Source organism: Achromobacter sp. ACM05 (genome assembly GCF_019218915.1).
In the GTDB taxonomy this organism is placed as follows: Bacteria; Pseudomonadota; Gammaproteobacteria; order Burkholderiales; family Burkholderiaceae_B; genus Achromobacter; species Achromobacter animicus.
Window position 1 is genome coordinate 1542263 of the sequence record NZ_JAHUWQ010000001.1, and the last position, 12905, is coordinate 1555167.

The 12905-nt window shown below is 66.4% G+C and carries 10 protein-coding genes; 5 read left to right on the forward strand and 5 right to left on the reverse strand.

The annotated features are described in order from the left end of the window. Window positions 1-23 precede the first annotated feature (23 nt). The 4 genes from KW836_RS07065 to KW836_RS07080 are packed head-to-tail and all read right to left on the reverse strand — an operon-like array spanning window position 24 to window position 2932. A complete protein-coding gene (locus KW836_RS07065; protein ID WP_218342825.1) occupies window positions 24-464 on the reverse strand; it encodes a CopD family copper resistance protein in 441 nt (146 codons plus the stop codon). After that, window positions 461-1159, reverse strand: coding sequence for an ATP-binding cassette domain-containing protein (locus KW836_RS07070; protein ID WP_218342826.1), 699 nt, complete (start codon window positions 1157-1159; stop codon window positions 461-463). Before KW836_RS07070 ends, KW836_RS07065 begins: the two co-directional genes overlap by 4 nt. Then, entirely contained in the window at window positions 1152-1931 is a 780-nt protein-coding gene (locus tag KW836_RS07075; protein ID WP_105240696.1) for an ABC transporter permease, read from the reverse strand. Before KW836_RS07075 ends, KW836_RS07070 begins: the two co-directional genes overlap by 8 nt. Further along, window positions 1928-2932, reverse strand: a complete 1005-nt coding sequence (locus KW836_RS07080) for an ABC transporter substrate-binding protein (RefSeq protein WP_218342827.1) — start codon at window positions 2930-2932, stop codon at window positions 1928-1930. Before KW836_RS07080 ends, KW836_RS07075 begins: the two co-directional genes overlap by 4 nt. Window positions 2933-2989: 57 nt before the next feature. Between KW836_RS07080 and KW836_RS07085 the strand changes: the two genes are divergently transcribed. Next, window positions 2990-3703, forward strand: a complete 714-nt coding sequence (locus KW836_RS07085; RefSeq protein WP_218342828.1) for a Crp/Fnr family transcriptional regulator — start codon at window positions 2990-2992, stop codon at window positions 3701-3703. 118 nt (window positions 3704-3821) lie between these two features. Continuing rightward, complete coding sequence (locus KW836_RS07090; RefSeq protein ID WP_255595157.1) at window positions 3822-4556, forward strand: DUF1971 domain-containing protein; 735 nt, start codon at window positions 3822-3824, stop codon at window positions 4554-4556. Between the two features lie 18 nt (window positions 4557-4574). Here KW836_RS07090 and KW836_RS07095 read toward each other — a convergent pair whose 3' ends face one another. Further along, complete coding sequence (locus tag KW836_RS07095) at window positions 4575-5273, reverse strand: response regulator transcription factor (RefSeq protein WP_218342829.1); 699 nt, start codon at window positions 5271-5273, stop codon at window positions 4575-4577. A gap of 78 nt (window positions 5274-5351) precedes the next feature. Between KW836_RS07095 and KW836_RS07100 the strand changes: the two genes are divergently transcribed. From KW836_RS07100 to KW836_RS07110, 3 genes are all read left to right on the forward strand, one after another. After that, complete coding sequence (locus KW836_RS07100; RefSeq protein WP_218342830.1) at window positions 5352-7388, forward strand: sensor histidine kinase; 2037 nt, start codon at window positions 5352-5354, stop codon at window positions 7386-7388. Window positions 7389-7632: 244 nt separating this feature from the next. After that, window positions 7633-10146, forward strand: coding sequence for an autotransporter outer membrane beta-barrel domain-containing protein (locus KW836_RS07105; RefSeq protein WP_218342831.1), 2514 nt, complete (start codon window positions 7633-7635; stop codon window positions 10144-10146). A 79-nt stretch (window positions 10147-10225) separates the two neighbouring features. Then, entirely contained in the window at window positions 10226-12883 is a 2658-nt protein-coding gene (locus tag KW836_RS07110) for an autotransporter outer membrane beta-barrel domain-containing protein (RefSeq protein WP_218342832.1), read from the forward strand. The last annotated feature ends 22 nt before the right edge of the window (window positions 12884-12905 follow it).

Below are 12905 nucleotides of genomic sequence, written 5' to 3' on the forward strand. Positions count from 1 at the left end.
TCCACGAAGGACGGGCCTGGGCGTTACCAGGAAATGTGAAACATGGTCTTGGCCAGCAATACGATGCCGGCCATGTGACAGAACACGCTCAGATGCACGCGTGAACGGAGCGCGGCGTGCAGGCGTTGGCGGCGCGCCAGCGTCATGGCCGTGATGACGTGCAGCAGCACGCTGCCGGCCAGCGCCATCTTCAAGAGCAGCAAGGCGGCGAAGGCCGAGCTGCCAGGGCTGGCGAGCACGGCGCGGTAGTGCCAAGCCATGCCCAGCCCGCAGGCGTAGAGCACGACCAGGACCCAGGGCATCACACGCCGCACGCGCGGCGCCAGTTGCTGCGACAGCGCGCGGCGCACGTCGGCGGGCAGGCGTCTGGCGACGGGTTCGAGGAACAGCACTTCGAAGATCACGGTGCCGATGAAGATCAGCGCGGCGAACAGATGCACGATGTGCAGGGCGAGGTAGGTCATGGTTGCTTCCTTGAGTCGAGCAGCAGGGCGTGCAGGCGTTCGGCGTCGGCGGCGCGCTGCGGGCTGCCAATAGACCCGCTGAGCGAGACGGGCTCGAGGCGGCCGTTGCCGACCATGACGCAGCGGTCGACCAGGCCCAGCAGTTCCTGCGGGTCGTGGCTGATGCAGATGAGGGCCGCGCCCAGGCGCGCGACTTCTTCGTTGCAGCACGCGGAGAGCTGGCGGCGCAGCGCGGGGTCGAGCGCGCTGAAGGGTTCGTCGAGCAATAGGAGGTCGGGCTCCAGCGCCAGCGCGCGGGCCAGCGAGACCCGCTGCGCCATGCCGCCCGACAGCTCTCCCGGCCAGGCATTGCCCGCGCCCACCAGCCCGACCCGGGCCAGCCATTCATCCGCTTTCGCGCGGGCGTCGGCCATGCGCAGGCCGGTGGCGCGCAGCGGTAGCGCCACGTTGTCGCGCGCATTGCGCCAGGGCAAGAGGCGCGGCTCCTGGAACATCAGCACCGGATGCCGGAACGTGTTGCGCAGCGTGCCTGCCGTGGGCGCGAGCAGTCCCGCCGCCAGACGCAGCAGCGAGCTCTTGCCCGCGCCGCTGGGGCCGGCAAGGCCCAGCCGCTCTCCGGCAGCCAGTTGCAGGTCGATGCGGGCCAGCACCGGCTGGGCGCCAAAGCGCAGCACGAGGTTTTGCATGTCAAGCATGGCTCGGCTCCATCCAGCGTCCCAGGCGGCGCTGCAACGGCTGCAGCAGTGCAAATTCAAGCAGCGCGACCAGGCCGAAGATCAGCAGCACCCACGCAAAGAGTTCGGCGGTGTCGAACGTGCTGCGGGCATTGGCGAGCGCATAGCCGATGCCGTTTTCCGCGCCCAGCACTTCGGCCATCACCACCAGCCGCACGCCGCCGCACAGGGCGATGAGCAACGCAGCCAGGAGCGGCGCGCTGAGCGCCGGCAGGTAGAGGTGGCGCAGGCGCAGCCACGGGCCGTAGCGATAGACGTGCGTCATCTCCATCAGCCGCCGGTCCACGTGCAGCATGCCCTTGACGGTGTTGACGTACATGCCGGGGGCCATCATCAGCGTCGTGATGAAGATGACCATGGGCGATCCCATGCCGAACCACAGCATGGCCAGCACCACCATCACCACGGGCGGCACGGCCATCAGCAGCCAGCGCACAGGTTCGATGAGGCCACGCAGGCGCGCGCTGTGCCCGGCCAGCACGCCGAGCGTGAAGCCGATGGAGGCGCCGGCCAGCACGCCGACGCCGATGCGCATCAGGCTGACGCCCGCGTTGGCGAAGAACTGTTCGCTGCGCACGAGGGGGCCGATGGCGCGCAGCGCGTCCCAGGGCGTGGCCATGAGCAGCGGGCCGAGATGGCGGGCGGTCAGGTGCCATGCCAGCAGCAACAGCAGGACGCCGGCCACGCTCCAGCCGCGCGACGTGCGCGCGGGACTTGCGGCGGGGGCGCTCATGGTCCGTAGAAGCCGACAGGGGGCAGCTCGCCGCCGATGGCCTGCGGAAAGCGGCTGGCCAGCAGGCGGTACAGCGCTTCCAGCTCGGGACGGGCATCGTGGGCGCTGCGGCTGTCCAGCCGCGTGCCGCGAATCGCAGTCACGACAGCCGGCGCGGGCAGGTGCGGAAGGTGTTCGCGCACGAGGTCGGCGCAGGCCTCGGGATTGGCCGCGCACCAGCGCGCCGACGCGGCGTAGGCGGCGTCCACCGCGCGGCACAGCGCGGTATCGTCCGCCACGCCTGCGCCGGCCATGACGCCGGCTTGCGGCAATGAAGGCTGTTCGGGAAAGCTGCCGCGCCACGCGGCTTCCAGGCTCTGGCCGCGGTGCAGCGCCATGCCGCCGGCCTGTTGCGCGCGCCACAGCAGCAGCGAGGCCATGGGTTCGACGAGCAACACGCTTTCCGCCTGACCACTCAGCATGAGGGCGATGGCGTCCTGGCCGTCGCGGGTGCGGCGCAGCGTAACCGGCGCCAGGCCTTTGTCGGCCTGGGCCTGCAGCAGCGTGTCCAGCAGCACGGCGGGCAGATCGCGCTGGAAGGGCGCGACCAGTTCGCGTCCCGCCAGGTCGGCGAAGGTCTTGATGTCGGGATTGCGGCTGACGAGCCACAGAATGCCCCAGACCGAGATATTCAACAGGCGCACCGGCATGCCGCGGTTGTGCAGCAGGGCGGGCAGGGTGCTGGGCGCCGCGCTGAACTCGACGTCGCGGTTCACCAGCAGCGTGCGCAACTGGTCCGGCGTCTGCCACAAGCGGAAGCGCAGCTTGTCGGTGTGATCGGCCAGCGCGCCGGTGGCCGCCATGTGCATCAGCGGATAGCTGACCACGGCGCCCGGTCCCGCGAGGGTCAGTTGGGCCCGGCGTTCGAGCGTGGCGGCCCGGACAGTTGCAAGGCGCGGCAGGAGGGCGGCGCCCAACGCCGCGGCGCAGAAGCGGCGGCGGGTGTGCTGAGGTGAGGTCATTATTCTAAATAGGAACTATTATCGTTTTATTCTCACACTCAAGCCGAAAGACCCAGAATGACAAATATCAATGTGCTCGAGCCGCGCGCGGCGGCCGTCCGCCTGCTTGCACAGCATCCGCTGCTGGCCGGATTACCGGCGGGCGTGGCCGACGATCTTCTGCTCGATGCGAGTGTGCTGCGGGCGCCGGCCGGGCAGATCCTGTTCGGCGAAGGCGACGAGGCGCGCCACTACCTGCTGGTTGAAACCGGGCAAGCCGAGGTCATGCGCTACAGCTACAACGGCGACGAGCGCGTGTTCCGGGTTTTCGAGCCAGGGCAGCTGATGGCCGAGGCCGCGATGTTCATGCCGCACGGCCGCTATCCGATGCAGGCGCGCGCACGGACGGATGTACAGTGCTGGCGCCTGGCCCGCACGAAGCTGCACGACGCGTGCCGGCGCTGGCCCGATCTGGCGCTCAAGCTGCTGGCCGGTATGAGCCAGGCGGTTTATGACCAGGTGAACAAGGTCGACTGGATGACGTCCAGTTCCGCTGCGGAACGGCTGGCGAACTACCTGACGGGGCTGCAGGAACGGCAGGGCGCCACGCTGACGCTGCCGCTGAACCAGCGCCAGCTTGCGGCGCATTTGGGCATACGCGCTGAAACGCTGAGCCGGCTGCTGAACGACTGGCAGGCGCAGGGCTATATCAGCGGTAAGCGTAGCCAGTGGGTGGTGACTGATCCGGCCCATCTGGCCAGCCTGTCGATGACGGCCAAACGGCCGTTCTGACACGCTCAAACGCACGCGTGCGCCGGGATCGGGCGCGCTTTTTATGCGGTCGCGTGACGTGAAAAGGCGCGCGCGCCAATGACCTTCGTCATGTGACCGGACGCGCGGCGTGCGGAGAATGGCAGGCGTTCTCACGTCCAAGCGCTTCCCGCCTTTCATGCCTTTCACGCCGCAATCCGAACCCGCTAGCCCGACGCCAGCCCCCACCGAAGACGACATCCGCAGGCTGGTCCACACCTTCTACGCCAAGGTGCGCGAAGACGAGGTGCTGGGTCCGATCTTCAATGCGCGCGTGAAGGACTGGGACCATCATCTGTCGCTGCTCTGCGATTTCTGGTCGTCGCTGGTGCTGGGCACGCGCCGCTTCAAGGGAGCGCCGATCCCGGCGCATGCGCGCATTCCAGATCTGTCGTGGCCGCTCTTTGAACGTTGGCTGGCGCTCTTTCACGCCACGACGGCGGCGCTGGGACACGCGCAGCTGCAGACGACGGCGGACGCAATGGCCGATCGCATCGCGGCCAAGCTGTGGGCCGTCTGGCAGGCGCGGGCGCACATCGCCAGCCTGCCCGACCGCTTGCCGCCCGGCGTGCAGCCCTATAAGGACAGTCCCGTGTTCACGCCGGACAACCTGCCGGACGCGCTGAAGGCGGCGCATTCCACCAAGGCCGGCACGTGGGGACTGTTGAAGGTGCACGCGGGCGTGCTGCGTTTTGTGCTGGACGAGGCCCCGCATACCGAAGCCGTGCTGACCGCGGGCCAGCAGGTGGTGATCGAACCCGGCGTGCGGCATCACGTGGCGTTTGAACTGCCGGGTCGTTTCCAGATCACGTTCTGCCGGGCGGCCGAAGCCTGATGCGCGGCGCGGCCGCGATCAGTCCTTGACCTTTGCAGCCTGATAGAAGCAGTAGCCGCTGCTGCGCAGTGTCTTGACGGGCAGCGTCTGGCCGCTCAGGGCTTCGACGCGGCGGCGCAGCCGGCGCATCTGCGTATCGAGCCGGCGTTGGTCGTAGTCCAGGTAATCGGCGCCGAGGGCTTCGACGATCTGCCGGCGGCTGATGTTTTCGCCGGGCTGGCTCATCAGGCAATGCAGCACGGTCAGGTCCTGCTGCGACAGCGGCATGGCCGCCGCGCCAGGAATGTGCAGGCGGCGGGGGCCGATTTCAAGCAGCCAGCTCAAAGGCGGCTGATCCCGGCCCGGCTGAGGCAGCCCCAGCCGGCGCACCAGCGCGGCCAGCGTCGCAGCCAGTTCGTCCAGGTCGCAACCCTTGCCCAGATAATGGTCGGCGCCCATGCCCAGGCCCGAAATCCGGTCAGGACCGGTCTGTCGCGCGCTGAACACCACGATGCCCACTTGCTGGCCTTCGTGGCGCAGACGCTGAATCAGGTCCAGGCCGCAGCCATCCGGGAGACCGATGTCGATGACGGCCAGATGATGGCGGGCGGGGTCGAAACGCTGGTCGAATTCCTGCAGGCTGGACACGCACGAGGGGGCGTATCCCAGCTCTTCGAGGAATTCGCCGAGCTCCTGACGCAGCACGGGTTCATCTTCGAGCAGGATCACTTCAGGCATGAAGCGCCTGAGGAATGCAGCGTGAGGGGCTGGTGTAATCTGCCGGGTTGCACGGAAATGCTGCGTAGATTGCGATTGATGAAACGGGAATGTTACTCCAGGGCCACGCTGTGGCTGACGCTGCTGGCCTGCCTGTTCGCGGGCCTGGCCGCGGCCGCACCGGCGCGCGCCGAGCCGCTGCGCCTGGATGGCTTCCATAGCGTCCAGGACGCGGCCGGGCATCTTGAGCGCCTGATCGATCCCGATGGCGAGCTCGACGTGGGAAATGCCGCCAGCGCGAACGGCTGGACGCCGCTGCCGGGCAGCCTGAGCGCCGGCTTCACGCCCGCGACGATCTGGCTGCGCCTGCCCGTGCAGGTCGATAAGGTCATGCACGGCGGCTGGATGCTGCGCCTGACCAACGCACTGCTGGACGACGCGCGCATCTACGTGGGCCATGGCGGCGGCTGGACGATGCTGGGACGCAGCGGCGAGGATCTGGCGCGGCGCAAATGGCCGGTGGACTATCGCAGCCCCGTGATCCAGTTCAATCCGTCCAAGCCAGGCGAGTACGTCATCCTGGTGCGGTTGCAAAGCAAGAACGCCATGGCGACGCGGCTGGAAGTCTGGCAGCGGCTGGCGTTCGACAACCAGTCGCGCCGCGAGGGCCTGCTGTTCGGGCTGTATTTCGGCTTCTATCTGCTGCTGATCTGCGCGCACGCGGCGTTCTGGCTGGTCACGCGTGCGCCGATGAGCGGATTGTTCCTGGCCTACATCGGCAATTGCGTTTTCAACGAGGTCCTGTCGCTGGGGCTGGTGCAGCAGTTGACCGGCCTGCCGGTAGCCTGGAGCGATAGGCTGCTGGGCGTTGGCATCGCCGTCAGCCTGCCGGTGGCGCTGCGCGTTGCGTGCCGCCAATTGAACCTGGAAGCTTTGTATCCGCGCGCCGTGCGCTGGCTGGACTGGCTGTTCTGGGGCATCGCCGCGATCTGCTCCGCGCTGATCGTGACGGGGCACTACGGCGCCGGCATGCAGCCGATTCAGGCGCTGGCGCTGTTGGTGATCGTGGGCTTCACCACGCTGGCGGCTTATCTGCTCAAGCGCGGCTGGCGGCCGGCGCGCTTTTTCGCGTTGGCGTTCGGGGTGTTCTACCTGGGCGTGCTGATCGCTTTCCTGCGCAACCTCGGGGTGTTTCCGGTCAACGCCTTCACCGAATACGTTTCCACGCTGGGCACGATGCTGCACATGCTGCTGCTCAGTCTGTTCATTGTTGGCCGTTACGAACGCCGCCGCCGCGTCCGCGAACTGCAGCAGGCCAACCTGGCGGCCGATCTGGCACGCCAGCACAGCCACTGGCTGGAACGCGAAGTTGCGCTGCGCACGGCCGAAATGCAAGGCGAGATCGAACGGCGAGTGGCGCTGGAGGGCGAGCTGCGCACGTCGCTGGAAAAGGAACGGCAGATGTTCACGGAGCAGCGCGAATTCGTGGCGATGGTGTCGCACGAATTCCGCACCCCGCTGGCGATCATCACGACGTCGGCGCAGCAGCTTGGCCGCAACCTTGCCGCGCCGCTGGAAAAAAGCCTGGCGCGTTGCGCCAACATCCGCAATGCGGCCACGCGCCTGCTGGCGCTGGTGGACGAATACCTGACCGATGACCGCATGCGCGAGCCGCGCGCCGAACTGCGCTTGACCCGGTGCGACCTGCCCGCGCTGCTGCAGGATCTGGCAAGCGAGTATCCGCCGGGCAGGGTGCAATGCGCCTACGAAACGCAGACCCGGACGCTTGACTGCGACGCGGGCCTGCTGCGGATCGCGCTGCGCAACCTGCTGGCCAATGCCGATCGGCATTGCGCCGAGGGCGGGACGGTCAGCGTGTCGGTGCGCGAGGACGGGGACCAGCTGCGCATTACGGTTTCCAATCCCGGCAGCGCCATTCCGGCCGGAGAGCAAGAACGGCTGTTTCAGAAATACTATCGGGGGCAGAATGCCACCCGGCATCCGGGGGCGGGACTGGGGCTGTATCTGGTCAGTTCCATCGCAGCGCGGCTGGGTGGTTCGGTGGCACTGGAAGCGGCCGGGGGCGTCGAGCCGGTGCGCTTTTGCATTACGTTGCCTCACCTGCGAGCCGACTGAAGGCTGCGGCGCTTCCGCGAATATTGCGAAGTGCGGGGCAATTGTTGCGTAGATGCATCCATTCCGCGCCAGCCCTCGCGGGCCGCGGACCGTGCAAATCGGGGAAAAGCGCCGTTTTTTGGGCCTATTTGCGCCTATTCGACGAGAGGCGGCTGCACCTATTACAAGTTGCTCAGATTCGCTCAGATTCCGTTTTGCAATGATCGGTACATTTCAGACACGAAATTTACATGGTCACTACAAAATGTCTCGCCGCTTTCCGCTTACTCGCCTCGCCGCTTTGCTTAGCCTGAGCTTGCCGTTTTCCGCCCCGTCGGCGCTTGCACAGCCCACCGACTACATCCTCCATGCGGGTAATGCGCCCACCGTTGTCAACGTTGGGGATTACACCTCGATCAGCCTGGTCGGCGGCACGATCGTGGACGGCGACGTCGTGAACGATGGCTTGATGTGGCCGATGCGCTTCAGCCCCAATGGCGGCATCAAGGTACAGGGATCGACCGTGAATGGCTCGATCATCAACCAGGCCGCCCGGCAACTGACCAGCAATCGCGCCGGCATCAGCATCTCGGCCGGTTCCATGGTCAAGGGCGACATCATCAACGAATATCGGATTTCGGGCGAGTACAGTTCGGGCGTCGGCATCGAAGTGATCACCTCGGGCACGGTCCTGGGCAAGATCATCAACAACGGAAGCATTGACGCGGGCATCGTTGTCTCGGACGGCACGGTCACCGGCGGCATCGTCAACAACGGCGTCATCAATGCCAAGATGGATGGCATTGCCCTTGACGTCGCCGGCGCCAGCGCGCCGATGACGATCGTCAACGGCGGCACGATCGCCGGCGACGTGATGCTTGGCACGTCCACCCTGGACATCACCGGCGGCACCATTACGGGCGGCGTCGTGGGCCCCGACGCCATCATGAACATCAATGGCGACTTCGGGGCAACCTCCAAGATCAGCGTCGGCCAGATCAACGTCGCGCCGGCCGCGACGCTGACGCTGAACGGCAACACCATGAAGGGCCTGGTGAACGTGAAGGGCACGCTGGCGGGTTCCGGCGAAGTCGGCCCGACGACCTTGGAGTCGGGATCGACCCTGTCGCCCAACGCCGCCGCGCAGTCGAACCACATCTTCATGATGTCGGTGTCGCCGGTTGTCGTCACCCCTCCGTCGCCGATCGGCACCATCACGGTGAATGGCGACCTGACCTTCAAGCCGGGCTCGACCTATCGCGTCGACGCCACCGCCGAGGGCCAGAGCGACCGCGTTAAGGTCACCGGCACGGCCAATCTGGCGGGCTCCGTGGTGCACGTGGGTTCGGGCGGCACGTATGCCGAATCGACGGCCTACACCATCCTGTCGGCCAACACCCTGAACGGCCACTTCGACAGCGCGACCAGCGACATGGCCTTCCTGCAACCGTCGCTCAGCCATCAAGGCAACCAGGTCGTGCTGACGCTCGACAAGAAGCAGGTGCCGACCGAGCCGGACAGCAAGCCGATTCCGGGCAAGCCCGTTGATAACGGCAGCAACACCGGCAACACCGGTAATGGCGGCGGCAACACCGGTAATGGCGGCGGCAACACTGACAGCGGCACCCGCCCCATCGAATTCGCCGATCTGGCCGTGACCGGCAACCAGCGCTCCGCCGCGAATGCCGTGCAAAGCCTGCCCAAGACCAGCACCCTGTACACGCGCGTCCTGAACCTGCCCAATGGCGCCCCGGCCGGCGTGTTCGCCGACCTGTCGGGCGAATCGTTCGGCAGCAGCGTGTCGGCGATGCAGAACGTCAGCAACAACGTCGCCAGCCTGCCCACGGCACAACTGCGCGCCAACATGAACGCCGGCTTCGTGGCCGGTCCGCCCACGGCGCAGGTCGGCCGCGGCGACGCCTCCATGCTGCCGCGTTCGAACGCGCAGCCGCTGTGGGCACAGGCCTTCGGCAACTGGCGCACGATGGACGGCAACGGCAACGTGGCCAAGTCGCGTGAACGCGACGTCGGCATCTTCGTCGGCGGCGACCACGGCGTGGGCAACGGTTGGCGTTTGGGCGGCGCGTTCGGCTACACCGACAGCCGCATCACCGTGGACGACCGTTCGGCCAAGTCCGACGTGAACAGCTACAGCGCGATCCTGTACGGCGGCAAGTCGTTCCAAGCCGGTTCGGGCAAGATCAACTTCACGGCCGGCGTGGCGTACACGTGGCACGACATCGACAGCAAGCGCAACATCAACGCGGCGGGCCAGTACCAGGAGCTGAAGGCGGACTACAGCGCCAGCACCGGCCAGGTCTTCACCGACGTCGGCTACGCGATTCCGCTGAACGACCGCGTCACGCTGGAACCGTTCTTCGGCGCCGACTTCAGCGATCTGCGCACCCGCGGCTTCTCGGAGTCGGGCGGCGACGCCGCGCTGAGCGGTCGCAGCAGCACCAACAACGTGGGCACCACCACGCTGGGCCTGCGCGCGCAAACCACGTTTGACGTGAAGGAAACCGCGGGCCGTCTGCGCGGCATGCTGGGCTGGCGCCATGCCTACGGCGACGTCAATCCGGAAGCCACGATGTCGTTCGACGGCAGCCAGCCGTTCACAGTGGCGGGCAACCCGCTGGCGCGTGACGCAGCCGTGATGGAGGTGGGCGTGGACCTGGCGATGAGCAAGAACGCCACGCTGGGCCTGGCTTACTCGGGTCAGTTCGGCGACGGCAACCGTCAGAACACCGGCACCGTCAACGTGAGCTGGCGCTTCTAAGGCGATCCGCCTCGACGCAAGAAAAGGCCGGCCTCTTCGGAGGCCGGTTCAAACACGAAACCTACCTGGTCAACACAAAATGTCTGGTCGCTTTCCGCTTACCCGCATTGCCGTATTGCTGAGCCTCAGTGTTTCTCCGCTCGCCGCGCCGTTCGCATTGGCGCAGACGGGCCCCAACTGGCACGACGGCCAGGTGATCCCCGAGTACAACGGCGATCTCGTGAACACGTCCTCGACGAACTATCCTTTCATGCGCATGGAGAACGTCGCGAAGCGTAACGGCGACTTCATCAACCGCACGTTGCTGGAAGGGGGATACCACGAAGCCGCCATCACGATTGAGTCGGGCTCGACCCTGAACGGCGCGATCCGCAATGAAGCCGACGGCACGGTCTACGCAGTACTGGTATCGGGTAGCACGGTCGGCAACATGGTCAACAACGGCGAAATGAACACTCGGCAGATCATTTTCGGCCGCGCAGGTGGCACGGTGAATATCGGTTCCAGTTTGACGATTACCGACAACAGCACGGTCATTGGCAACATTGTCAACAACGGCGATATCTTCACCACCAGCATCAGCCCCATTTACCAGTCGAGCGGCAACGGGATTGAAGTCTCCAACGGCAGCTTGGTCGGCGGCCGCATCGAGAATAACGGCAACATCTGGGGCGGCGTCGTAGTGAGCGGCGGTTCGGTAGTGCAGGGCGGCATCGTCAACGCCGGCTACATCAATGCCCTGGGCACTTCCACGCTGTCCAACGGCGTCGCGGTCGATGTGGAGGGCGCCTATACGCCGATGGTCATCACGAACACCGGCTCCATCGTGGGCGACGTGCGCCTCGGTGGCTCCACGCTGAACATCGATGGCGGCAACATCTACGGCGCCATCATCGGCGACGACAATCAGCACAGCCTCATGGCCAGCAGCGGCGGCGGCAGCAGCACGGTGAACATCAACACCGACTACGCACCGCAAGGCTCCATTACGGTCGGCGCCGTGAACGTTGCCGAGGGCAAGACGCTGACGCTGTCCGACAAGAAATTGAACGGTCTGCTCACGGTGAAGGGCACGCTGGCCGGCACCGGCAACGTCGGCATGACCACGCTGGAATCCGGCGCGACCCTGTCGCCGGGCACCGCCGCGTCGTCGAACCACGTGATGATAATGGCCGCGCCCGGCGCCAACATGTCGGTCAACCCCACCGGGGCGCAGATCGGCACCCTGACGGTCAATGGCGACCTGACGTTCAAGCCGGGTTCGACCTATCGCGTCGACGCCACGCCCGATGGCAAGAGCGACCGCGTGAACGTCACCGGCACGGCGAATCTGGCGGGTTCCGTGGTGCACGTCGGCGAGGGCGGCACGTATGCGCCCTCGACCAGCTACACCATCCTGTCCGCCGGCAATCTGAACGGGCAATTCGACAGCCTGTCCAGCAACCTGGCCTATCTGCAGCCGACGCTGAGCCACCAGGGTAACGACGTCGTGCTGACTGTCGATCTGAAGCAGGTGTCGACCGAACCGGACAGCAAGCCCATCGACAACGGCGGCAACACCGGCGGCAACAATGGCGGAGAGACCCGTCCCATCGAATTTGCTGACCTGGCCGTGACCAGCAACCAGCGTTCGGCGGCGAATGCCGTGCAAAGCCTGCCCAAGAACAGCAGCCTGTACACCCGCGTCCTGAACCTGCCCAACGGCGCCCCGGCCGGCGTGTTCGCCGACCTGTCCGGCGAATCGTTCGGCAGCAGCGTGTCGGCGATGCAGAACGTCAGCAACAACGTCGCCAGCCTGCCCACGGCACAACTGCGCGCCAACATGAACGCCGGCTTCATCCCCGGCCCGCCCACGGCGCAAGTCGGCCGCGGCGACGCCTCCATGCTGCCGCGTTCGAACGCGCAGCCGCTGTGGGCGCAGGCCTTCGGCAACTGGCGCTCGATGGACGGCAACGGTAACGTCGCCAAGTCCCGTGAACGCGATGTCGGCATCTTCGTTGGCGGCGACCACGGCGTGGGCAACGGTTGGCGCCTGGGTGGCGCGTTCGGTTACACCGACAGCCGCATCACCGTGGACGACCGTTCGGCCAAGTCCGACGTGAACAGCTACAGCGCGATCCTGTACGGCGGCAAGTCGTTCGAAGCCGGCTCGGGCAAGATCAACTTCACCGCTGGCCTGGCCTACACGTGGCATGACATCGACAGCAAGCGCAACATCAACGCGGCAGGCCAGTACCAGGAACTGAAGGCTGACTACAGCGCCAGCACCGGCCAGGTCTTCACCGACGTCGGCTACGCGATCCCGCTGAACGACCGTGTCACGCTGGAACCGTTCTTTGGCGCCGACTTCAGCGACCTGCGCACCCGCGGCTTCTCGGAGTCGGGCGGTGACGCCGCGCTGAGCGGTCGCAGCAGCACCAACAACGTGGGCACCACCACGCTGGGCCTGCGCGCGCAGACCACGTTTGACGTGAAGGACACCGCGGGCCGTCTGCGCGGCATGCTGGGCTGGCGCCATGCCTACGGCGACGTCAATCCGGAAGCCACGATGTCGTTCGACGGCAGCCAGCCGTTCACCGTGGCGGGCAACCCGCTGGCGCGTGACGCGGCTGTGATGGAAGTGGGCGTGGACCTGGCAATGAGCAAGAACGCCACGCTGGGCCTGGCTTACTCGGGTCAATTCGGCGACGGCAACCGTCAGAACACCGGCACCGTCAACGTGAGCTGGCGCTTCTAAGGCATTCCGTCTCGGCGGATGC

Excerpts from the sequence above, each read along its gene's own strand:
- KW836_RS07065 (WP_218342825.1), bottom strand. The coding sequence starts at position 464 with ATGACCTACCTCGCCCTGCACATCGTGCATCTGTTCGCCGCGCTGATC.
- KW836_RS07070 (WP_218342826.1), bottom strand. The coding sequence starts at position 1,159 with ATGCTTGACATGCAAAACCTCGTGCTGCGCTTTGGCGCCCAGCCGGTG.
- KW836_RS07075 (WP_105240696.1), bottom strand. The coding sequence starts at position 1,931 with ATGAGCGCCCCCGCCGCAAGTCCCGCGCGCACGTCGCGCGGCTGGAGC.
- KW836_RS07080 (WP_218342827.1), bottom strand. The coding sequence starts at position 2,932 with ATGACCTCACCTCAGCACACCCGCCGCCGCTTCTGCGCCGCGGCGTTG.
- KW836_RS07085 (WP_218342828.1), top strand. The coding sequence starts at position 2,990 with ATGACAAATATCAATGTGCTCGAGCCGCGCGCGGCGGCCGTCCGCCTG.
- KW836_RS07090 (WP_255595157.1), top strand. The coding sequence starts at position 3,822 with ATGGCAGGCGTTCTCACGTCCAAGCGCTTCCCGCCTTTCATGCCTTTC.
- KW836_RS07095 (WP_218342829.1), bottom strand. The coding sequence starts at position 5,273 with ATGCCTGAAGTGATCCTGCTCGAAGATGAACCCGTGCTGCGTCAGGAG.
- KW836_RS07100 (WP_218342830.1), top strand. The coding sequence starts at position 5,352 with ATGAAACGGGAATGTTACTCCAGGGCCACGCTGTGGCTGACGCTGCTG.
- KW836_RS07105 (WP_218342831.1), top strand. The coding sequence starts at position 7,633 with ATGTCTCGCCGCTTTCCGCTTACTCGCCTCGCCGCTTTGCTTAGCCTG.
- KW836_RS07110 (WP_218342832.1), top strand. The coding sequence starts at position 10,226 with ATGTCTGGTCGCTTTCCGCTTACCCGCATTGCCGTATTGCTGAGCCTC.